Genomic DNA, 22,977 nt, shown 5'->3' with positions numbered 1-22,977 from the left:
GTGAAGGGGCGTCAACCGGACTACGGGCCTTCGCGGCCGCCCGGCCGGGTGGTGGCCGGAGCACCTCCGGCGGCCCCGGCGGGGCCTTTGACGGGTGCCCGCGCCACCTTGGCCCGTGCCCCGCCCCGGTCGTACGCTGACCGGTTCGCGCCGGGAGCGCCCCGGTTTTCCGGTACGGGCGGCCGCCGTCCGCTCCGCGCGGATGCCGTACGGGGCGCGGGCGGACTGTCGCGTTCCGGTGGGCCGCGAGCGGACCTCGGCCGGGGCTCCGACGGATCTCAGGCGGCGGGCCGGGCCACCGCGGTGAGCGGCGGCCCGGCGGGCCGGCCGAGGAGGGTGGGCGCCCGGTGCGCGCAGACCCGTACGGTCGCGTACGGGCGGCGACGGCCCCGCGGACCGCCGCCCGTGCCTCGGGGAAGAGCGGTTCCGGCGGGAACTCCGCCGTGGTGTCGACCGCGCCCGCGCCCGGCGGGGGGGATCTCCTGGATCACGGCGCGGCCGGGCACGGCCGGATCGGACCCGGACGGATCAGGCCCGGACGCCGGTGAAGAGGCCGCGACCGGAGGGGCCGCCCTCCTGGAACTCCACGGTCAGTCCGGCGCGGGTGAAGGCCAGCTCGTAGGCGGCGCGGGTGAAGAGGGTGATGCGGTGGCTCTCGCTGAGGTGGGTGATGTCGCGGCCCGGTTCGGCGATGAGGTAGTGGACGTCGATGCGGGTGGCGTCGTCTTCCAGGCGCGAGTGCGAGACCCGGGAGATGGTCTTGCCCTCGGCCTCCACCACGGACGCGCCGATGTAGCCGGGGGTGAAGGTCTCGGGGAACCACCAGGGTTCGACGACGACCACCCCGCCCGCGGGGTCCAGGTGGGCGGCGAAGCGGGAGAGCGCGGCGTCGAGTTCGGCCTGGTCGCGCATGTGGCCGATGGAGCTGAACATGCAGGTGACGGCCGAGTAGGTGGTGCCGAGCGCGAAGTCGCGCATGTCGCCGGGGTGCACGGGGACGCCGGGGTTGCGGCGGACGGCGATCTCCCGCATGTCGGGGGAGAGTTCGAGGCCCTCGACGGTGTCGAAGGCGGCCGTCAGGTGTTCGAGGTGCAGTCCGGTGCCGCAGGCCACGTCGAGCAGGCTGCGGGCGCCGGGCGCGCGGGAGGTCACCAGGTCCGCGAGGTCGGCGGCCTCGCGGGCGTAGTCCTTGCCCTTGCCCTGGTGGACGAGGTCGTAGAGGCGGGCGATGCCGCCCGTGTAGCCGTCGTCCGGTCGGGCGGTGGCGGTGGCGGTGGTCACGTCGGGTCTCCTTGGCCGGGGCGGGGAGCGGTGGGGGAAGCGGAGCGGGCGGCCCGGTGGCGGGCGGCGAGCCGTTCCAGGGTGGGGACGAGCGCGGCGGGTGACGGCGCGGCGAGGACCTCCTCGCGCAGCCGGCGGGCGGCCGCGGCGATGGAGGGGTCCGTGAGGGCCCGTACGACGGCCTCGCGCAGGGTGGCGGCGTCCAGCTTGGCGGGGGGCAGGTCGATGCCGGCGCCCTGTTCGGCGTGGAGTTCGGCCTTCAGCGGGGCGTCCCACAGGGAGCCGACGATGATCTGCGGCACGCCGTGCAGGGTGGCGGTGTAGCCGGTGCCGGCGCCGCCGTGGTGGACGACGGCGGAGCAGGTGGGCAGCAGGGCGTCCATGGGGACGAAGTCGACGGCCCGGATGTTGGCGGGCAGCGCGTCGCGGTCCTGGAGCTGGCTCGCGTCGAGGGTGGCGACGATCTCGGCGTCGATGTCGCCGAGGGCGTGCAGGAGTTCCTCGAAGGGGACGGCGTCCCGGCCGTAGGTCTCGCGCGCCGATACGCCGAGGGTGACGCAGACCCGGGGCCGGGCCGGCGGGGCGTGCAGCCAGCCGGGGATCACCGACGGCCCGTTGTACGGGACGTAGCGGACCGGCAGGACCTCGCCTGGCACCGGCAGGCGCAGGGCCCCGGGGGCCGGGTCGATGGTCCACATCCCGCCGATGAGCTCCTCGACGGCGGCGGCGTCGGGGGCGGGGCCGAACCGTTCCAGGGTCCAGGTGAGCCACTCGGCCATGGGGTCCTCGCGGAGCTCCTCCGGCCGGCCGGCGCTCAGTTCGAGGAACTGCCGTCGGGCGTGGGTGATGACGTCGGGCCCCCACAGCAGGCGGGCGTGGGCGGCGCCGACGACGTGCGCGGCGATCGGCCCGGCGTAGGTGAAGGGTTCCCACAGGACGAGGTCGGGCTGCCAGGCCCGCGCGAAGGCGACCAGGTCGTCGATGGTCGTGTCGCCGTTGAGCGGGGCGAACGACATGGCGGTCATCATGGTCTGCTGCCCGAGGGCGTGCTCCCAGCCCAGCGGACCGCCGCGGGTCTCGGCGAAGTCGAGGCCCTGCTGGTAGGGGGTGGGGTCGCCGCCGATCCGGGTCATCAGCTCGACGATGGAGTCGAGGTCTCCGACGGGGACCGCCGTCAGCCCCGACCCGTTGATCACCTCGGTGAGGGCGGGCTGGCTGGCGACCCGCACCTCGTGTCCGGCGGCGCGCAGCGCCCAGGCCAGCGGGACCAGGTTGTAGTAGTGCGTGTTGTGCGCGAAGCACGTGATCAGGACGCGCACGGCAGCGTCTCCTCCTCGGTTCCGTCGGCGGGGTCGGCGGCGACCGGCCGGAGGGCCGGGGCGCGCAGTACGGGCGAGCGCGGCCGGACGACCGTCCCGCCGGCCGCGCGCAGCCCGGGACGGGTCTCGGCGAGGACGCGCAGGGCGGCGCGGGCGACGGCCCCGACGAGGTGGGCGCCGGGCCCGGGGTACGGGTCGGCCGGGAGGCCGGGGGGCGGACCGTCGGCGGCGGCCCTCGGGTCGCGGCCGACGGCGGCGACCAGGACCGTGACGTGGGCCCCGGCGGGCAGCTCGTGCCCGGCGAGGGTGACGGCCTCGCGGGCGGTACGGGTCCGCAGCCGCACCGGCGGCGCCTCGCGCAGGGTCGAGGCGATGGCGGCGGCGGCTCCGTCGGGGCGGGCGGCCGGACCGAGCCGGCCGCCCGGCTCGTCGAGCAGCCGGCCGACGGCGTGGGAGAGCAGGACCACGGTGGGTTCGGCGCAGCCCACGGCCAGGGCCAGCGCGGCACGCAGGACGTCGGCGCGGTCGGCGTCGGCGCGGTCGGCGTCGGCGCGGTCGGCGTCGGCGCGGTCGGCGTCGGCGCGGTCGGCGTCGGCACCGGCCTCGGCACCGGGCAAGGCCTCGGCGAGGAGGGCGGCCAGGGAGCGTTCGGCGGCCTCGCCGGCCTCGGCGACGGTGTGCGTCTGCGGGCACAGCAGGCCGTCCAGGGCGTGGCGGCAGCCGGACAGGTGGCGGACGAAGTCCCCGTGGACGGCTTCGGGCAGGCCGAGCTCCGCGGCGAGGACCCGTCCCACGAGGGGCCGGGCGAAGTCCTCGGCGAGGTCGAAGCGCGGGCCGAGTCCGGCGAGGAGCGTCCGGGCCGCCGCGTCGGTCCGCCGCTCGACGGACGCCGGGTCCCCGGCCCGCAGGAGGGGCCCGCCGAAGGCGGTGAGGGCGCCCAGCCGCGCGGCGTCCGCCCGGTCCGGGGTGAGGGCGGGGCTGCGGTAGGGCAGCGGGTCGTCGGCGGCGTCGGCCGGGCCGGGCCCCTCGAAGGCGGGGTGGCCCAGGACCTGTCGCGCGACGGCCGGGTCGGCGGTGACCCAGGTGTCCAGGAGGGTGCTGTGGTACAGGGGGCCGAGGGCGCGGACCCGCTCCTCGTACGGGTACGGGTCCTCGTCGCCGGCCCGCAGGAGGAGGCCGTAGGGGTCGTCCTCGATGCCCGCGAACCACTGCGCGGCACGGGTGAGTTGGTTCCTGCGGGCGCGGCGGGCGGTGTCCCGGGCCGGCGCTCCCCCGTTCAGCGTCTCGGAGGTCATGCCTCTCCTCGTCGTCGGTTGCCGCCGAACAGCGCGTCCAGCCAGCCGTCGACGGCACGGGCCGTGGCCGGGGCGTGCTCGGTCATCATCGTGAAGTGGTTGCCGGGGACGTCCGTGACGGTGTGGGCGGTGTCCCAGACGGACCGCCAGTCCTCGTCGGGGTCGGTCCAGTCGGCCATGGGCAGCGTGGCGCGCAGGTGCAGGACCGGGGCGCGGGTGGGTCGCGGCGTCCAGCCGAGGAGCAGCCGGTGGTAGGCGCCCATGGCGGTGAGCCGGGTGTCGTCGGGCGGTACGGGGCTGCGGTCCATGGCCCAGCGCAGCATGACGTCCCGCCAGACGCCCATCGCGCCGGGCGCGCTGGGGGTGTAGACGTCGGCGAGCACGAGGGCGGCGGGGCCGTCGCCCCGGGCTTCCAGATGACGGGCGAGCGCGTGCGCGGCGTTGGCTCCGGCGGAGTGGCCGACGAGCGCGAACGGCCGGCCCGCCGCCAGTCCGGCGACGGCCTCGGCGTGGGCCGCGCACAGGGCGTCCAGGGAGTCGGGGAGTTCCTCCCCGGGCCGGAATCCGGGCTGCGGGAGGGCGGCGACGGTGCGGCGGCTCGCCAGGGCCGCCGCGAGGGCGGCGAACTCCGCGGGACCGGAGACGGCCGCGGTGCCCGCGACGCCGATGAGCAGCGGCCCGTCACCCGCGCCGTCCGGGCCCTGCGCGAGGGGTACGGGTCGTACGCGCGCGGGCCGTTCACGGGTGAAGACGGGGCGCAGGGCGGCGACGGCGCCGAACGCTTCGACGGCTTCGGCGATCCGGCCGTCGCGGACCGCGTCCCGGTACAGGGCGGAGAGCGTGCCGGGCCGGGGCGGCGCGGCGGGGCCGTCCGCCGGGTCGTCGGGGTCTGCCTGGAGGAGTTCCAGGAGGTGGCGGGCGAGGGCGGCCGGGGTGTCGTGGTCGAAGAAGGCCTCGGGGGCCGGGTCGAGTCCGGTGGTGGCCGCCAGGCGGCGCCGCAGGTGGGTGACGGCGAGCGAGTCGAAGCCGATGAGCGTGAAGCGGGCGTCGGGTTCGACCTCGGCGGCGTCCGCGTGTCCCAGGACGGCGGCGGCCTCGGCCCGCACCAGGCCGAGGAGGGCGGTGTGCCGCTCGGCCGGGGGCAGCCCGGCGAGCTCCCGGCGCGGGTCCCGGGGGGCGGGTGCGCCGGGCGCCGGGTCAGCGGCGGGTGCGGCCGGTACGCCGCCGGGTGCGGCGGGGATCAGCGGAGCCAGCAGGGGGCTGGGCCGGTACGCGGTGAAGCCGTCGGCGAAGCGCTCCCAGTCGGTGTCGGTGACCGTGGCGGTGGCCTCGCCGGCGGCGATCTCACGGAACAGCGCGGTCAGCGCGTCCTGCGGGTCCATGGGCCGTACGCCGCGCCGCGTCAGGTAGGCGGCGCCCTCGCCGTCGCCCATGCCGCCGCCGCCCCACAGGCCCCAGGCGACGGAGGTGGCGGGCAGGCCCTCGGCGTGGCGGCGCAGGGCGAGGGCGTCGAGTCCGGCGTTGGCGGCGGCGTAGGCGCACTGGCCGGCGCTGCCCCAGACGCCCGCGCCCGAGGAGTACAGGACGAACGCGTCGAGGGCGTGGGTGCGCGTGAGTTCGTCCAGGTGGCGGGCCCCGTCCAGTTTGCCCGCGTAGACGTCGGCGAAGGCCGCGGGGCCGGCCTCCGTCAGGGGGCTGACCTGGGGGACGCCCGCCGCGTGGAAGACGGCGGTGAGCGGGGCGTCGGCGGGCACCCCGTCGAGGAGGTCCGCGAGCGCGGCCCGGTCGGCGAGGTCGCAGGCGGCGAAGGTCACCTTGGCGCCGAGGGCGAGGAGTTCGGCCTCGAGGACGTCGGCCCCGGGGGCGCGGCGGCCGCGCCGGCCCACGAGCAGCAGGTGCGCGGCGCCCTCGGCGGCGAGCCGGCGGGCGAGGTGACCGCCCAGGGCACCGGTGCCGCCGGTGACCAGGACGGTGCCGGAGGGACGGTACGGGCGCTGCGCGCGGGGCGCGGGGGCCGACGTCAGGCGGCGACCGTACGCGCGGCCGTCGCGGACGGCGATCTGGTCCTCGGGGCCGCCGAGGGCCGCGGCGAGGATCCGCCAGTCGGCGTCGTCGGCGTGCTCGGGCAGGTCGGCCAGGCCGCCCCACAGGGCGGGGAGTTCGAGGGCCGCGACCCGGCCGAGCCCCCACAGCTGGGCGGCCGCCTGGCGGGGGCGCTCGCCGGGGGTGAGGGCGACGGCCGACCGGGTCGCGCACCACAGGCGGGTGGTCGGGGACGTGTCCGCCAGGGCCTGGACGAGGGCCAGGTTCGCCCGGATCCCGGCCGGGACGGCGCCGGTGGCGGCCCGCTCCCGTTCGTCGGCCGCCAGCAGGGAGAGGACGCCCGCGACGGGTGCGGCCGGGTCGGCCGCGGCGGTCCGCAGGGCCTCGGCCAGGGCGGCCCGGTCGGTCCGGTCGGCGTCGACGGCCAGTCGGCGTACGACGGCCCCGCGCGCGGTCAGGGCCCGTACGGCGGCGGCGGCGAAGGGGGCCGCCGCGGCGGAGTCGCCCGGCGCGGGTTCGACGAGCAGCCAGGTGCCGGTGAGGGGCTCGGGGCCCGGGTGCGGGGCGGGCAGCGGCTGCCAGGTGACCTGGTGGCGCCGGGTGCCGCCCGCCGCCGCCGGGCCCCGGCCCCGGCCCCGGGGGCCGGGGGCGATCCAGAACCGCCGGTGCTGCCAGGCGTACACCGGCAGGGGGAAGGGCCGGGCGCGGGTCCCCTCGAAGAGGCGGGCCCGGTCGACGGCGGCGCCCCGGCTCGCGGCGACGGCCACGGCGCGCACCAGGGTCTCGCCCTCGGGGCGGCCGCGGCGCAGCACGGGGACCAGGACGGGCTCGTCCCCGGGCGCGCCGGCCGGGACCGCGGCGAGGGTCTCCTCCGCCATCGCGCACAGCACGCCGTCGGGGCCGAGTTCGACGAAGGTGGTGACGCCCATCGCGTGCGCGGCGCGCACCCCGTCGGCGAAGCGTACGGCCGCGCGGACGTGGCCGGCCCAGTACGAGCCGTCGCGCAGTTCCCCGCCGGTGGCGCGCCGGCCGGTGACGTTGGAGATCACGGGGATGCGGGGGGCGCGGTAGGTGAGGCCGTCCGCGAGGGTGCGGAACTCCTCCAGCATGGGGTCCATGAGCGGGGAGTGGAAGGCGTGGCTGACGGTGAGCCGCTTGGTCTTCCTGCCGCGCCGGGCGAGCGCCGCCCCGACCTCCTCGACTGCTTCCCCGGTGCCGGAGACGACCACGGAGCGGGGCCCGTTGACGGCGGCGACGACCGCGACACCGCCGAGGCCGGCGAGCAGTTCGTCCACCTCGTCCTCGGTGGCCCGTACGGAGAGCATGGCGCCTCCGGCGGGCAGGGCCTGCATCAGCCGGCCGCGGGCCGCGACGAGGGCGCAGGCGTCGTCGAGGTCGAGGACCCCGGCGACGTGGGCGGCGGCGATCTCGCCGACGGAGTGGCCGAGGAGGACGTCGGGCCGCATGCCCCAGTGTTCGAGCAGCCGGAACAGGGCCACCTCGACGGCGAACAGCGCGGCCTGCGCGTACCGGGTGCGGTGGAGCAGTTCCTCCTCGGGGCTGCCGGGGGCGGCGTCGAGGACCGTGGACAGGGGGTGGTCCAGGTGCGGGTCGAGCCGCTCGGCCACGGCGTCGACGGCGCGGGCGAACACGGGGTGCGCGGCGCGCAGGGCGCGGGCCATGCCGGTGCGCTGGCTGCCCTGTCCGGTGAAGAGGAAGGCGGTCTTCGCCTCTCTGCGCCGCACGCCCGTCACCACGGAGGGGGAGGGCACGCCGTCGGCGAGGGCGTCGAGGCCCCGGGCGAGTTCCGCGTACGTGGTCCCGAGGACGACGGCCCGGTGTTCGAAGGCGGTACGGGTGGCGGCCAGTGCGTGGCCGATGCCGAGGGCGTCGGGTTCGGCGGTGACGAGGTGGTCGCGCAGCCGGCCGGCCTGGGCGCGCAGGGCGGCTTCGGAGCGCCCGGAGACGAACCACGGGACGAGCGGCGGCGCGGCGGCGGCCGGCGCACGGTCGGGGGCTCCGGTGGGAACGGCCGCCGGGGGTGCGCTGCGGGGTGCCTCCTCGACGATCACGTGGGCGTTGGTGCCGCCGACGCCGAAGGCGGAGATCCCCGCCCGGCGCGTCCGGGTACCGGCGGGCCACTGGACGGGCTCGGTCAGCAGCCGGACCCCGCCGGCCGACCAGTCGACGTGCGGGGTGGGCGTCGCGGCGTGCAGGGTCTTGGGCAGCAGTCCGTGCCGCAGCGCCTGGACGGTCTTGATGACCCCGCCCACCCCGGCGGCGGCCTGGGCGTGGCCGATGTTCGACTTCAGCGAGCCGAGCCGCAGCGGCCGGCCGTCGGGACGGCCGGTCCCGTAGACGGCGAGCAGCGCCTGGGCCTCGATGGGGTCGCCGAGGCGGGTGCCGGTGCCGTGCGCCTCGACGGCGTCCACCTCGTGCGGCTCCAGGCCGGCGTCGGCGAGGGCCTGGCGGATGACGCGCTGCTGGGAGGGGCCGTTGGGGGCGGTGAGGCCGTTGCTGGCGCCGTCCTGGTTGACGGCGGAGCCGCGGATGACGGCGAGGACGGGGTGCCCGTTGCGTTCGGCGTCGGAGAGCCGTTCCAGGACGAGGACGCCGACGCCCTCGGCCCAGCCGGTCCCGTCCGCGTCCGCCGAGAAGGCCTTGCACCGGCCGTCGGCGGCCAGACCCTTCTGCCGCGAGAACTCCACGAAGGCCGCCGCGTCGGGCATGACGGCGACGCCCGCGGCCAGCGCCAGTCCGCTCTCGCCGCGCCGCAGCGCCGCCACGGCGAGGTGCAGGGCGACCAGCGAGGAGGAGCAGGCCGTCTCGACGGTCATGGAGGGGCCTTCGAGACCGAGGGCGTAGGAGATCCGCCCGGACAGCACGGCGTCCGCGCTGCCCGTGAGGAGGTAGCCCTCCGATCCCTCGGGCACCCGGTCCAGGTCGGTGGCGTACTCGGCGTGGGCGGCACCGACGTACACGCCGGTGCCCGTGCCGCGCAGGGAGCGCGGGTCCAGGCCGGAGCGCTCCAGCGCCTCCCAGGACACCTCCAGCAGGAGCCGCTGCTGCGGGTCCATCACGACGGCCTCGCGGGGCGAGATGCCGAAGAAGGAGGCGTCGAAGTCGGCGGCGCCCGCGAGGAACCCGCCCTCGGCGCAGTAGGTGGTGCCCTCCGCGTCCGGGTCCGGGTCGTAGAGGCCCTCCAGGTCCCAGCCCCGGTCCGCCGGGAAGGGGGTGACGGCGTCCCGCCCGGCGGCCACCAGGTCCCAGAGGTCCTCCGGAGAGTCGGCTCCGGGGTAGCGGCAGGCCATGCCGACCACCGCGACCGGCTCGTGCGCGGCCTCGGTCAGCTCCCGGTTGCGCCGGCGCAGGCGCTCCGTCTCCTTCAGCGAGGTGCGGAGCGCCTCCATGAGCTTCTCGGAGGACATGGCCATCGGTGGATCCCTCTCTGGGTGGGGCGGGTGGTACGGGCGGGACACCGGGTCAGGCGGCGGCGTCCCGCAGGGCCAGCTCGATCAGGGCGTCCTCGTCGAGCGCGTCGATCAGGTCGACGGCCTCGCCGTCGGCGCCGCCCCCGTCACGACCGCCGTGACCGTGGCCGACCCGATCGAAGGCGACGCCGCCCGAGCCCTGCTGGAGTACCGGCGTTGCCGACGCCCCGGGCGCCAGCGCGAGGAGGGTGTCGAGCAGTCCGGCCCCGCGGAGCACGTCGAGCGGTACGGCCGCCAGCGCGGCCCTGATCCGCGCCTCCTCGGGCTCCGCCACGCCCTCGGGGGCCCGCGGCGCCAGCAGGTCCACCAGGTGGGCGGCGACGGCGGAGGCCGTGGGGTGGTCGAAGACCAGGGTCGGGGGCAGTTTGCGTCCCGTGGCACCGCTGAGGCGGACGGCGAGCTCGCCCGCGGTCAGGGAGCTGAACCCGATGTCCTTGAAGGCCCCTTCGGGGTCGACGTCCTCGGGCCCCGCGTGGCCGAGGACGGCGGCGACGGCCTCGCGCACCCGGTCCAGGACGATCTCGTACCGTTCGGCCGGGTCGGCCGCGGCGAGCAGCACCGGCAGCGCGGGCAGCCCGTCGTCGGCGGGCCCGTCGGCCTCCGGGCCCGCCGTGGCCTCGCGGACGCCGGGCAGGTCCCCGATGAGCGGGCTGGGCCGGAAGGTGGTGAACCCCTTCGCGAACAGCGGCCAGTCCATGTCGGCGAGGGCCACGCACACGTCGTCGCGGTCGAGGGCGCGACCGAGGGCGCGGACGGCCTCGGCGGGGTCCATGGCGCGCAGCCCCCGGCTGCTGAGGAACTCCTCCCCGGCGCCTTCACCCATGCCTGCGCCGCCCCACAGGCCCCAGGCCACGGAGGTCGCGGTCAGGCCCTCCCCCCGGCGCCGCTCGGCGAGCGCGTCCAGGGCCGCGTTGGCGGCGCCGTAGGCGCTCTGGCCTCCGCTGCCCCATACGCCGGCCCCGGAGGCGTAGAGCACGAACGCGTCCAGTTCCAGGCCGTGGGAGCGGGTGAGTTCGTCGAGGTGGCGGGCCCCGGCGACCTTGCCCCCGTACACGGCCGCGAGGGAGCCGGTGCCGGTGTCGAGGAAGGTCTCGGAGTGCGGGACGCCGGCGGTGTGGAAGACGGCCGTCGGGGGGTGGGCGTCGAGGAGGGCGGCGAGCGCGCTCCGGTCGGAGACGTCGCAGGCGGCGAGGGTCACCTCGGCGCCGAGGGCGCGCAGTTCGGCGGCCAGGTCCTCGGCGCCCGGGGCCCCGGCGCCCCGGCGGCTGGTCAGGACGAGATGCCCGGCGCCCTGCGCGGCGAGCCAGCGCGCGACGTGCGCCCCGAGCGCGCCGGTCCCCCCGGTCACCAGGACCGTGCCGCGCGGAGCGTAGGTGCGGCGTACGGGTGTACGGTCCGCCGGGACGAGCCGGCGCCCGTAGGTGCCGGAGGCCCGCAGGGCGATCTGGTCCTCACCGGTGGTACCGGTCAGGGCGGCGGCCACCTGCTGCCAGGCGCGCCGGTCGGGAGCCTCGGGCAGGTCCACGAGCCCGCCCCACAGACGGGGGTGCTCCAGGGCGATCCCGCGCCCGAGGCCCCAGAGCTGGGCTCCGGCGGAGTGCGGGAGTTCGCCCGGGGAGACGGCGACGGCGCCCCGGGTGAGGGCCCAGATCCCGGCCGTGAGGCCCGCGTCGACGGCGGCCTGGGCGAGCAGGGTGGTACCGGCCACGGCCAGGGGCACGTCGGACCCCTCGGGGTGCGGGAGTTCGCCCGTACCGAGGAGGGAGAGGATCCCGGCCGGGGCGGTGTGCCCGGCGAGAGCGGCGGCCAGGGCGGCGCGGGTGGCGGTCGCCGCGTCGAGGACGAACCGCTCGACGCGGGCGCCGTGCCGTACGAGGGCCGCTTCCGCCTCGTCGGCCAGACCGGACGCGAGCCCGTCGGCGACCACCAGCAGCCAGGTCCCGTCCAGCCGGGCCGGAAGCTCACGGCCCGGCAGCTTCTTCCACCCGGCCCGGTACCGCCACCCGTCGACGCCGGACGCCTCCAGGGCCCGGGACGCGGCCGGGATCGAGGGCTCCAGCCAGTAGTGCCGCTGTTGGAAGGCGTAGGTGGGCAGGTCGACGCGGCGGGCGCCGGTGCCCTCGAAGAGCTGCGCCCAGTCGATGTCGGTGCCGCGCACGAAGAGCTCGGCGGCACAGGTCAGGAACCGCTGGAGTCCGCCTTCGTCACGGCGGAGCGAACCGGTGGTGACCACCTCGGCACCGACCGCCTCGGCCGTCTCCTGGACGCCCATGGTGAGGACGGGGTGCGCACTGGACTCGACGAACGTCCCGAATCCCTTGGCGATCAGCTTGCGCACCGTGTCCTCGAAGCGGACGGGATGGCGCAGGTTGCGGTACCAGTACCCGGCATCGAGCACGGTCTCCGTCAGGAGGCCGCCGGTCACGGTCGAGTAGAACGGGATCTCCGCCCTGCGCGGCACAATCGGGCCGAGAACGTCCAGCAGCTCGGCCTCGATCCGCTCCACATGCGCAGAGTGCGAGGCGTAATCGACGGGCACCTGACGGGCCCGGATCCCCTCCTCCACCGCCTCCGCGACGAACGCGGCCACCGCATCCGCATCCCCGGCGACGACGGTGCTCGACGGCCCGTTCACCGCAGCCACACCCAGCCGGCCCGCCCACACCCCAAGCCGCGCCTCAACCGCTTCCAGCGGCAACGGAATCGACGCCATACCCCCCAGACCGGCCAGCTCACGCCCGATCACCTGAGCCCGCAACGCAACCACCCGCGCCGCATCCGCAAGGGACAACGCCCCCGACACGACAGCAGCGGCGATCTCACCCTGCGAATGCCCGACCACCGCATCCGGCACCACACCCAGCGAACGCCACACCTCGGCGAGCGAAACCATCACCGCCCACGTCACGGGCTGGACCACATCCACCCGCTCCAGCGAACGCCCCTCCCGCAACACCTCCACCACATCGAAATCCACGAACGGCGCCAGAGCATCAGCACACTCCCGCAACCGCCCCGCGAACACCGGGGAAGAGTCGAGCAGCTCCGCACCCATCCCCACCCACTGCGTCCCCTGACCCGGAAACACCAGCACCCGACGACCGAACGACCCCGCCACACCCTCGACGGTCGTACCGCCGAGGACCACCCGGCGGTGTTCCAGCATCGAACGGCCCGTGGCCAGGCTCCACGCCACGTCCAGCGGACGCGGTGCGGGCTCCCGTTCCATGTGGGTGCGCAGGCGTTCCACCTGGTCACGCAGGCCCGCCGCCGACCTGGCGGACACCACCACGGGGACCACCGGCAGCTCCCGGGAGTCCGCTTCCGCGGCGGGCTCCGTCAGCGGGGCCTGCTCCAGGATCACGTGCGCGTTCGTCCCGCTCACACCGAAGGACGACACCCCCGCACGCCGCACCCGACCCACCTCAGGCCACACACGCTCCTCGGCCAGCAGCTCGACCGCACCCGCCTCCCAGTCCACCTCCGAAGACGGCACACCCACATGCAACGTCCTCGGAAGCCGCCCGTGCTCCAGCGCCATCACCATCTTGATGACACCACCCACACCCGCAGCCGCCTGCGCATGCCCGATGTTCGACTTCAACGACCCCAACCACAAAGGCTGTTCGACGCTTCGGGCACTGCCGTAGGTGTCCATGAGGGCCTGGACCTCGATCGGGTCGCCCAGCTTCGTGCCGGTGCCGTGGGCCTCGACCGCGTCGACGTCGGCGGCGGTGACCTGGGCGTCGGCGAGGGCCTGGCGGATGACGCGCTGCTGTGCGGCGCCGCTGGGCGCGGTGAGGCCGTTGCTGGCGCCGTCCTGGTTGACGGCGGAGCCGCGCAGGACGGCCAGGACGCGGTGTCCCTTGCGCACGGCGTCGGAGAGCCGTTCGACGAGCAGGATCCCGGCGCCCTCCCCGGGGCCGAAGCCGTCCGCGGAGTCCGCGAAGGCCTTGCAGCGGCCGTCGGTGGCCACACCGCGCTGGCGGGAGAACTGGACGAAGACGGCGGGTGTCGACATGACGGTGACGCCGCCGGCCAGGGCGAGGTCGCACTCGCCGCGGCGCAGGGACTGGGCGGCCTGGTGCAGGGCGACCAGGGAGGACGAGCAGGCCGTGTCGACGGTCACCGCGGGGCCTTCCAGGCCGAGGGTGTAGGCGATGCGGCCGGAGGTGAAGCTGACGACGCTGCCGGTGAGCAGGTCGCCTTCGAGCTGGGCGGACGGCGCGTGGACGCCGGAGGTGTAGCCGCCGTCCCAGGCACCGACGAACACGCCGGTGCGGCTGCCGTGCAGGGACCGGGGGTCGACTCCGGCCCGTTCGAGGGCCTCCCAGGAGGTTTCCAGCAGCAGCCGCTGCTGGGGATCCATGGCCACCGCCTCGCGCGGGGAGATGCCGAAGAAGGCGGGGTCGAAGGCGCCCGCCGCGTCCAGGAAGCCGCCTTCGCGACAGTAGGAGCGACCGGCCGCGTCGGGGTCGGGGTCGTAGAGGCCCTCGACGTCCCAGCCGCGGTCCCCCGGGAAGGGGGAGACCGCGTCGGTGCCGGAGGAGACCAGCTTCCACAGGGCCTCGGGGCTGTCGGCGCCGCCGGGGAAGCGGCAGGCCATGCCTACGATCGCGATCGGCTCGTGGGCCCGGGACTCCAGGTCCTTGAGGCGTTCGCTGGTGCGGTGCAGTTCGGTCGTGGCCCGCTTCAGGTATTCGCGGAGCTTGTCTTCGTTCGCCATGTCTCGTCACCCGTCACGTGCTGTGCGGTTCAGAACCGCTCGTCGATGAATGCGAAGATCTCGTCGTCGTCGGCGTCCTCCAGGGACACGGCGACGGATCCGCCGGGGTCCGAGGGCCCGGTGCCCCCGGTGGTGCCGTGCGTGCCGTTCGTGCCGTTCGTGCCGTTCGGGCCGCCGATGCCGTTCCACAGGCCGGTGAGGGCCGCGAGCCGGTTGGCGATCTCCTTGTGGGCGGCTTCGTCGGGGCCCGTGGCGCCGTGCGCGGCCCCGCCGGACAGGGATCCGAAGAGGGCCTCCAGGCGGTCGAGTTCCGCCATGACCGAGGTGCCGCGGGCGTCGGCGGCCGGGGTGGCCTCGGTGTCGTCCCGCGGTGCGAGGGCGCGGTGCAGGTGTGCGGCGAGGGCCACCGGGGTGGGGTGGTCGAAGACCAGGGTCGCGGCCAGGCGCAGCCCGGTGTCGGCGGCGAGCCGGTTGCGCATCTCGACGGCGGTGAGGGAGTCGAAGCCGAGTTCCTTGAAGGCGCGGTCGACGGTGATGCCCTCGGGGCCGCCGTGGCCGAGGACGGCCGCGGCGTGGGCGCGTACGGCGTCCAGGAGCAGTTCCTCCTGTTCCTCGGCGGGCACGCCCGGAAGGCGGTCGGCGAGGGTGCCGGTGGGGCCGCTGGGCTGCCGGGGGCCGCTGGGGGCGTCCGTCGTGCCGACGAGGGCGCTGAGGAACGGGGGGACGGGTCCGGCGGCGCGCAGGGCCGCCGGGTTGAGGCGGATCGGGACCTGGAGGGGGGTGTCCAGTGTCTGGGCGGCGTCGAAGAGCGCGAGGCCCTCGGCGTCGGTGAGGGGCATGACGCCGCCTCGGGCGAGACGGCGGTGCATGCCGCTCTGGTCGAGGTGGCCGGCCATGCGGCTGTTGCTGGACCACAGGCCCCAGGCGAGGGAGACGCCGGGCAGTCCCAGGGAGCGGCGGTGGTCGGCGAACGCGTCGAGGAAGGCGTTGGCGGCCGCGTAGCCGCCCTGGCCGGGGCTGCCGAACAGCGCGGACGAGGAGGAGTAGAGGACGAACGCCGACAGGTCGAGGTCCTTGGTGAGGTCGTGCAGGTTCAGTACGGCGTCGACCTTGGGACGCAGGACGGTGTCGAGGGTTTCGGGGGTGAGGGTGGCCAGGGTGCCGTCGGAGAGGACGCCGGCGGTGTGGACGACCGCGGTCAGCGGGTGGGCGGCGGGGACGGCGGCGAGCAGCGCGGCGAGCTGGTCGCGGTCGGCCGCGTCGCAGGCCCGTACGGTGACGCGGGCGCCGAGCCCGGCGAGTTCGTCGGCGAGTTCGGCGGCGCCTTCGGCTTCGGGGCCCTGTCGGCCGGCGAGGACGAGGTGGCGTACGCCGTGTGCGGTGACGAGGTGGCGGGCGACCGCGCTGCCGAGGGTGCCGGTGCCCCCGGTGACGAGGACCGTGCCGTGGGGCCCGAAGGCGGGCGGCATGGTCAGGACGAGCTTTCCGGTGTGGCGGGCCTGGCTGAGGGTGCGGAACGCCTCGCGGGCGTGCCGGACCTCGTGGACGGTCAGCGGCAGGGGCCGCAGCACGCCCGCCTCGAACAGGACGAGGAGTTCGCGGAGCATCTCCCCGACCGTTTCGGGGCCGGCCTGGACGAGGTCGAAGGCCTGGTAGTGGGTGCCGGGGTGGGCGGCGGCGACGGTCCGCGGGTCGCGGACGTCGGCCTTGCCCAGTTCGAGGAAGTGGCCGCCGCGGGGCAGGAGCCGCAGGGAGGCGTCGACGAATTCCCCGGCGAGGGAGTTGAGGACGATGTCGACGCCGCGGCCCGCGGTGCGGGTGAGGAAGGCGTCGGCGAAGCCGGTGGTGCGGGAGTCGGCGATGGCGTCGTCGGTGAGGCCGAGGCCGCGCAGGGTGTCCCACTTGCCGGTGCTCGCGGTGGCGTGGACCGTGAGGCCGAGGTGGCGGGCCAGTTGCAGGGCGGCCATGCCGACGCCGCCGGCGGCCGCGTGGACGAGCAGGGACTGGCCGGGGGTGGCCCGGGCCAGGCGGGTCAGCGCGTAGTGGGCGGTGAGGAACACGGCGGGGACGGAGGCGGCTTCGGCGTAGGTCCAGCCGGCCGGGACCGGGGCGACCATGCGGTGGTCGGCGACGGCGTACGGGCCGAATCCGCCGGTCCACATGCCGAGGACCCGGTCTCCGGGGGTGAGGGTGCTCACGCCGGGTCCGACCTCGGTGACGACGCCGGCGCCCTCGGCTCCCATGACGGCCGCTTCGCCGGGATACATGCCCAGCGCGATGAGGGTGTCGCGGAAGTTGATGCCGGCGGCCCGTACGGAGATCCGTACCTGGCCTTCCTCCAGGGGGGCCAGGGTGTCGGGGGCGGGGGCGAGGCGCAGGCCTTCGAGGGTGCCGCCGCCGTCGGTGGCGAGCCGCCAGGCGGTGGTGCCGGCGTCCGGTACGAGGAGGTCCGTACGGGGGTCGGTGGTGCCGGCGCGGGCCAGCCGGGGTGCGCGGACGGCGGCGCCGCGGACGGCGAGCTGGGGTTCGGTGCCGGCCAGGGCGGCGGTCAGGGCGGTGCCGTCGACGGCGGCGGGGTCCAGGTCGAGGAGGGCGAAGCGGCCGGGTTCCTCGGACTGGGCGGAGCGGATCAGGCCCCACAGGGTGGCGGTCGCCGGGTCGGTGACGTGCTCGTCGGGGGCGGTGGCGACGGCGCCGCGGGTGACGAGGGTGAGGGCGGTGTGCGCGTACCGTTCGGGGGCGTCCAGCCAGGTCCGGGCGAGGTCGAGGGTCCGGTGGGTGACGGTGTGGGCGGTCGCGGCGTCGGGGCGGGGGTGCTGGGGGAAGGAGACGACGACGCTGTCGGGGGTGACGGCGTCGGTGTCGGCGAACAGCGCGGCCAGGTCGGGGTACCAGTCGCCGTGGCCGCCGGTGCTCTCCAGGGCGGCGAGGACCTTGGCGTGGTCCTCGCCGACGACGGCGATGCGGCGTCCGGGCGGGGCCGCGGCGGTGTGCTGCCGCGGCCAGGTCACCTCGTGGAGGGATCCGCCCCGCAGGGCGCCCGCGGGGCCCGCGGCGGCGGCGAGCTGCTCGTCGGAGACGGTACGGACGAGGAGTTCGTCCACGTCGAGGACGGGGCGGCCGTCCTCGTCGGCGCAGCGCAGGGTGACGGCGTCGGGGCCGGCGGGGGTGACGGTGACGCGCAGCCGGTCGGCGCCCTCGGCGTGCAGGCGGACGCCGCGGACGGCGAACGGCATGCGGGCGCGGCCGTCGTCGGGGAAGAACGCGCCGAGGCTCATCGCCTGGAGCGCCGCGTCGAGGAGCGCCGGGTGGACACCGAAGCCGGCGGAGCCCTCGCGGGTCTGCGGGGGCAGGGCCACCTCGGCGTGGACGGCGGTGCCGTCGCGCCAGCCGTCGCGGAAGCCGCGGAAGTGCGGGCCGTAGTCGTAGCCGCGGGCGGTGAACTCCTCGTAGAAGGAGTCGGGGGCCGGGCGGGACGCGGGCCGGGCGGCGGGCGCCGGCCACGCGGGAGCGGCGGCGGGCGGTGTGTCCCCGGCGGGGGCGGCGACGGCCTCCGCGTGCCGCTGCCAGGGCGAGCCGGGGGCGGCGCCCGCGGCGCGGGAGTGGACGGTGAGGGTGCGCCGTCCCTCCCCGTCGGCGGCGGAGACGAGCAGGCGCAGTTCGACGGCGCCGGTGTCGGGCAGGACCAGGGGCGCCTGGAGGATCAGCTCGTCGAGGCGGTCGCAGCCGGACTGCCGGCCGGCCCACAGGGCCAGGTCGACGAGGGCCGCGCCGGGCAGCAGTACGGTGCCCAGCAGGGCGTGGTCGGCGAGCCAGGGCTGGGTGTCGGCGCCGATGCGGGCGGTGTAGACGACCGATCCGGACTCGGGGAGTTCCACGCCGGCGCCGAGCAGGGGGTGCCCGGCCTCGTGGAGGCCCACGGAGGCGGCGTCGCCGCGGCGGGCGGGCGCGTTGTACCAGTAGCGCTCGCGCTGGAAGGGGTAGGTGGGCAGTTCCACCCGGCGGGAGCCGCTGCCGAAGAGGGCGTCCGCGTCGATCTCGACGCCGCTGACGTGGGCCATGCCGAGCGCGGCGCCGAACCAGCGGGCGCCGCCCTTGTCGCGGCGCAGGGTGGCGAGGACGGCGGCGTGGGCGCCGGTGTCGGCGATGGTCTCCTGGAGGGAGGCCGCGAGCATCGGGTGGGGGCTGGATTCGAGGAAGACCTCGTGGCCGTCGGCGATGAGGGAGCGGACGGCCCGCTCGAACTCGACGGGTTCGCGCATGTTGCGGTACCAGTACGCGGAGTCCAGTGCGGCGGTGTCGAGGAGGCCGCCGGTGACGGTGGAGTAGAAGGGGATCCCGCCGGTCCGCGGGGCGACGGGGGCGAGGACCTCCAGGAGGTGCTCCTTGAGGGCGTCGACCTGGGCGGAGTGCCCGGCCGTGTCCACGCCGGGGATGGCACGGGCGTGGACGCCCTGCGCGGTCAGCTCGTCGAGGAGTTCGCGCAGGGCGGCGGGCTCCCCGGCGACGGCGGCGGTGCCGGGGCTGTTGACGGCGGCGACGGACAGCCGGTCGCCGAACCGCTCCAGGCGGCGCCGCAGTGCGTCGGGTGCCAGCGACACGGCGATCATGCCGCCCTTGCCCGCGAGGGTCAGCCAGGCCTGGCTGCGCAGGGCGACGATGCGGGCCGCGTCGTCGAGGGAGAGCCCGCCGGACACGTACGCGGCGGCGATCTCGCCCTGGGAGTGGCCGACGACGGCCGACGGGTGGACGCCGAGGGACCGCCAGGCGGCGGCCAGCGACACCATCATGGTGAACAGGATGGGCTGGACGACGTCGACGCGGCCGAGCGAGGGCGCGCCGGGAACCTGCCGCAGGACGTCCATGACGGACCAGTCCAGGTAGGAGCCGAGGGCGGCGTCGCAGGCGAGGACGGCCTCCCGGAAGGCGGGCGACCGGTCGAGGAGCCCGTCGGCCATGGCGGGCCACTGGGAGCCCTGGCCGGGGAAGACGAACACGACGCGGTCGCCGGGGCCGGCGGCCCCCCGCAGTACGGCCAGGTGCGGCCGGTCCTGGGCGAGTGCGTTGAGGGCGTCGAGGATCTCCTCACGGCTCTCGCCGATGACGGCGGCCCGGCGGGCGAACCGGGAGCGGGCCTTGAGCAGGGTGTAGCCGGCGTCGGCGGGGTGGGTGCCAGGGTGTTCGAGGAGTCCGGCGCGCAGCCGGGCCGCCTGGGCGCGCAGGGCGTTGTCGGAGCGCGCGGACAGCAGCAGCGGGACGGTGACCTCCTCCCACCCGTCGGTGTCGGCGCCGGGCGCGGGCGCGGTGTCGGGGCCGGTGGCGGCGGGGCGGGGGGCTTCCTCGACGATGACGTGGGCGTTGGTGCCGCTGATGCCGAACGCGGACACGGCGGCCCGGCGGGGGGTGTCGGCCTGCGGCCAGTCGACGTCGTCGGTGAGCAGGGACACCGCTCCGGACGACCAGTCGACGCGCGGGGTGGGCTCGTCGACGTGCAGGGTGCGGGGCAGGGTCCGGCCGCGCAGCGCGAGCACCATCTTGATGACGCCGGCGACTCCGGCGGCGGCCTGGGTGTGACCGATGTTGGACTTCACGGATCCGAGCCACAGCGGGTCCTCGGTGGAGCGGCCTTCGCCGTAGGTGGCGAGGACGGCCTGCGCCTCGATGGGGTCGCCCAGTTCCGTACCGGTGCCGTGCGCCTCGACGGCGGTGATGTCACCGGGCTCCAGGCCGGCGTCGGCGAGGGCCTGGCGGATGACGCGCTGCTGGGAGGGGCCGTTGGGGGCGGTGAGTCCGTTGGAGGCGCCGTCCTGGTTGACGGCGGAGCCGCGGATGACGGCGAGGACGGGGTGCCCGTTGCGTTCGGCGTCGGAGAGCCGCTCGACGAGCAGCAGGCCGGCCCCCTCGCCCAGGGCGACGCCGTCGGCGGAGGCCGCGAAGGCGCGGGAGCGGCCGGTGGGCGACATGACGCGCTGGCGGGAGAACTCGACGAGCATCTCGGGCGTGGACATGACGGTGGCGCCGCCGACGAGGGCCAGGCCGCATTCGCCGCGGCGCAGCGACTGCACGGCCAGGTGCAGGGCGACCAGGGAAGCCGAGCAGGCGGTGTCGACGGTCACCGCGGGGCCTTCGAGCCCGAAGACGTACGAGAGGCGGCCCGACATGACGCTGGCGGAGTTTCCGGTGCCGAGGTAGCCGTCGAAGTCCTCGTCACCGTTCTGCAGCAGCGGCATGTAGTGCTGGCCGTTGGTGCCGACGAACACGCCGGTCCGGCTGCCGCGCAGCAGGCCGGGGTCGATTCCGGCCCGCTCCATGGCCTCCCAGGAGGTTTCCAGCAGGAGCCTCTGCTGCGGGTCCATGGCGAGGGCCTCGCGGGGCGAGATGCCGAAGAACTCCGGGTCGAAGTCGGGGGCCTCGTGGAGGAAGCCGCCTTCGCGGACGTACGTACGGCCCTTCGCGTCGGGGTCCGGGTCGTAGAGGCCGTCCAGGTCCCAGCCGCGGTTGGTGGGGAAGGTGGAGATGGCGTCGCCGCCGCCGCGCACCAGCTGCCACAGCTCGTCGGGGGTGTTGATGCCGCCGGGGAACCGGCAGGCCATGGCGACGATCGCGACGGGTTCCGCGTCCCCGCCGGCGTGGGCGGTGGCGAACGGGCCGTCCGCCTGTTCGTCGGGTCCGCCCGACGCCAGTTCGTGGAGGTGGCGGGCGACGGCCGCGCTGGTGGGGTGGTCGAAGACGAGGGAGGCCGGCAGGTCCAGCCCGGTGGCCTCGCGCAGCCGGTTGCGCAGTTCGACGGCGGTCACGGAGTTCACGCCGAGTTCCCGGAACGCCCGGTCGGGTGTGACGTCCTCGGCGGAGGTGTGGCCGAGGACGGCCGCCACGTGGGTACGGACCAGCCGCAGCAGTTCGCGGCGCCGCTCCTCGGCGTTCTTCCCGCGCAGGCCGGCCGCGAGGGCTCCGGGGGTGTCGCGGACGTCCTCGGCGGCCCGCCGTTCGGCTGCGCGCAGCGCCCGTACGGCGGGCAGCTCGTCGAGGAGGGTGCCGGGGCGGGCGGCGGTGTAAGCGGGCGCGAAGCGTTCCCAGTCGACGTCGGCGACGACGATGCCGCTCTCGCGGCGCGCGACGAGCGTGCCGAGTGCGTCGAGGGCCCGCTCGGGCTCCAGGAGGGCCAGGCCCGCGCGGAGCAGCCGCTCGGCGGCGGGCCCGGTGAGGGCGTCCCGCCACGGGGTCCAGGCCACCGAGACGGCGGGGAGCCCGCGGTGGCGGCGCTGTTCGGCAAGGGCGTCGAGGTAGGCGGTGCCGGCCGCGTAGCCGCCCTGCCCGGCGCCGCCCCACACGCCGGCGACGGAGGAGAACAGGACGAGGGTGTCCGGCGCGGCACCGTCGGGGAGCGTGCCGAGCAGGGCGTCGAGACGGCCCGCGAGGCCGCTCTTGGCGGTGACGGCCGCCGCGAAGCCCTCCAGGGTCGTGTCCCCGAGGGCGGTGAGCGCGGCGGCCGGCGGGGCGACGTACACGGCGGATGGCGTGTACCGGGCGAGGAGGGAGCGCAGCGCGGCGTCGTCGGCGAGGTCGCACGCGGCGAGGGTGGTGCGGTCGGCGAGGTCGGCGAAGTCCTCGCCGGAGGGGTCGGGCAGGGTCGCGGCGGGTCCGGCGAGGACGACGTGACCGGCGCCGTCGGCGAGCAGCCGGCGGGCGAGGACTCCGGCTACGGGAGCGGTGTCGCCGACGAGCAGGACGGTGCCGTTCCCGGCAGGGGCTTGCGGGGTACGGCCGGGGGTGGCCGGGAGGGCGGCCGGGAGGAGCCGGCGCCCGTAGGTGCCGGACCCGCGTACGGCGACCTGGTCCTCCGCTCCCGGCGCGGCGAGGAAGGCGGCCAGCCGCCGGAAGGAGCGGTCGTCGGGCTCGGCGGGCAGGTCGACGAGACCGCCCCACTGGGAGGGCAGTTCCAGCGCGGCGACCCGCCCCAGACCCCAGGTCTGGGCCTGTACGGGCGAGGGGGACTCGGCGGGCGACACGGCGACCGCGCCGGTGGTCGCGGCCCACAGCCGGGCCTCGGTCCCGGCGTCCGCGGCGGCCTGCGCCAGGGTGAGGGTGGCGGTGAGGCCGAGGGGGACGCCCGGGTGGTCGGGGTGCTCGCCGGGCGTGAGGGAGAGCAGCGACAGGACACCGGTGAGCGGCTGGGCGCCGGGGCGGCCGGCGGCCTCGGCGAGGTGGGCCCGCAGGAGGGAGCGGTCGGCGTGGACGGGATCGATGGCGAGGGTCTCGACGGCCGCCCCGAGGCCGGTGAGGGCCTGCCGGGCGGATTCCGCGTCGGCGCGGCCGGCCGGGGAGTCGGGCAGGACGAGCAGCCAGCGACCGTGCAGCCGGGCGGCGGTGTCGTCGCCGCGCAGGCTGTGCCAGCCGACGCGGTAGCCGAGGGGCTCCGGCCCGTCGGCGCCGGCACGGGCCTGGGCGGGGGCGGCGGGCAGCCAGTGGTGGGTGCGCTGGAAGGCGTAGGTGGGCAGCTCGACGCGGCGGGCGCCGGTGCCCTCGAAGAGCCGGGCCCAGTCGATGTCGGTGCCGCGCACGAAGAGCTCGGCGGCACAGGTCAGGAACCGCTGGAGTCCGCCTTCGTCACGGCGGAGCGAACCGGTGGTGGTGACGGCGTGGGCGCCGAGGGCCTCGGCGGTCTCCTGGATGCCCATGGTGAGGACGGGGTGCGCGCTGGACTCGACGAAGGTGGCGAAGCCGTTGTCCAGGAGGACCTTGACGGTCTCCTCGAAACGGACGGGGTGACGCAGGTTGCGGTACCAGTACCCGGCATCGAGACCGGTGGTGTCGACCGACCC

General features: G+C 76.4%; 6 protein-coding genes. All 6 read right to left on the bottom strand.

From position 1 onward, the window contains the following. Nucleotides 1-528 precede the first annotated feature (528 nt). Nucleotides 529-1,281, bottom strand: a complete 753-nt coding sequence (locus ACZ5D2_RS30775; protein ID WP_331733470.1) for a class I SAM-dependent methyltransferase — start codon at nt 1,279-1,281, stop codon at nt 529-531. Beyond that, nucleotides 1,278-2,600, bottom strand: a complete 1,323-nt coding sequence (locus tag ACZ5D2_RS30770; protein WP_331733473.1) for an activator-dependent family glycosyltransferase — start codon at nt 2,598-2,600, stop codon at nt 1,278-1,280. The genes ACZ5D2_RS30775 and ACZ5D2_RS30770 overlap by 4 nt, the downstream gene beginning before the upstream one ends. Further along, complete coding sequence (locus tag ACZ5D2_RS30765) at nt 2,588-3,895, bottom strand: cytochrome P450 family protein (protein WP_468933867.1); 1,308 nt, start codon at nt 3,893-3,895, stop codon at nt 2,588-2,590. Before ACZ5D2_RS30765 ends, ACZ5D2_RS30770 begins: the two co-directional genes overlap by 13 nt. Continuing rightward, nucleotides 3,892-9,372 (bottom strand): SDR family NAD(P)-dependent oxidoreductase, encoded by a 5,481-nt coding sequence (locus ACZ5D2_RS30760; protein WP_468933865.1) that lies wholly within the window; start codon nt 9,370-9,372, stop codon nt 3,892-3,894. Before ACZ5D2_RS30760 ends, ACZ5D2_RS30765 begins: the two co-directional genes overlap by 4 nt. A 49-nt stretch (nt 9,373-9,421) precedes the next feature. Beyond that, nucleotides 9,422-14,155 (bottom strand): type I polyketide synthase, encoded by a 4,734-nt coding sequence (locus ACZ5D2_RS30755; RefSeq protein ID WP_468933862.1) that lies wholly within the window; start codon nt 14,153-14,155, stop codon nt 9,422-9,424. Nucleotides 14,156-14,184: 29 nt separating this feature from the next. Next, nucleotides 14,185-22,977 (bottom strand): SDR family NAD(P)-dependent oxidoreductase (locus tag ACZ5D2_RS30750; protein ID WP_468933859.1); only part of this gene is annotated, 8,793 nt, incomplete at its 5' end.

This window comes from Streptomyces sp. NPDC031479 (assembly GCF_055581065.1).
This window is presented reverse-complemented; position numbering and strand designations above follow the sequence as displayed.

Bases quoted from the DNA above. Each gene is read 5' to 3' on its own strand.
- ACZ5D2_RS30765 (WP_468933867.1), bottom strand. From the start codon at position 3,895: ATGACCTCCGAGACGCTGAACGGGGGAGCGCCGGCCCGGGACACCGCC.
- ACZ5D2_RS30760 (WP_468933865.1), bottom strand. From the start codon at position 9,372: ATGGCCATGTCCTCCGAGAAGCTCATGGAGGCGCTCCGCACCTCGCTG.
- ACZ5D2_RS30755 (WP_468933862.1), bottom strand. From the start codon at position 14,155: ATGGCGAACGAAGACAAGCTCCGCGAATACCTGAAGCGGGCCACGACC.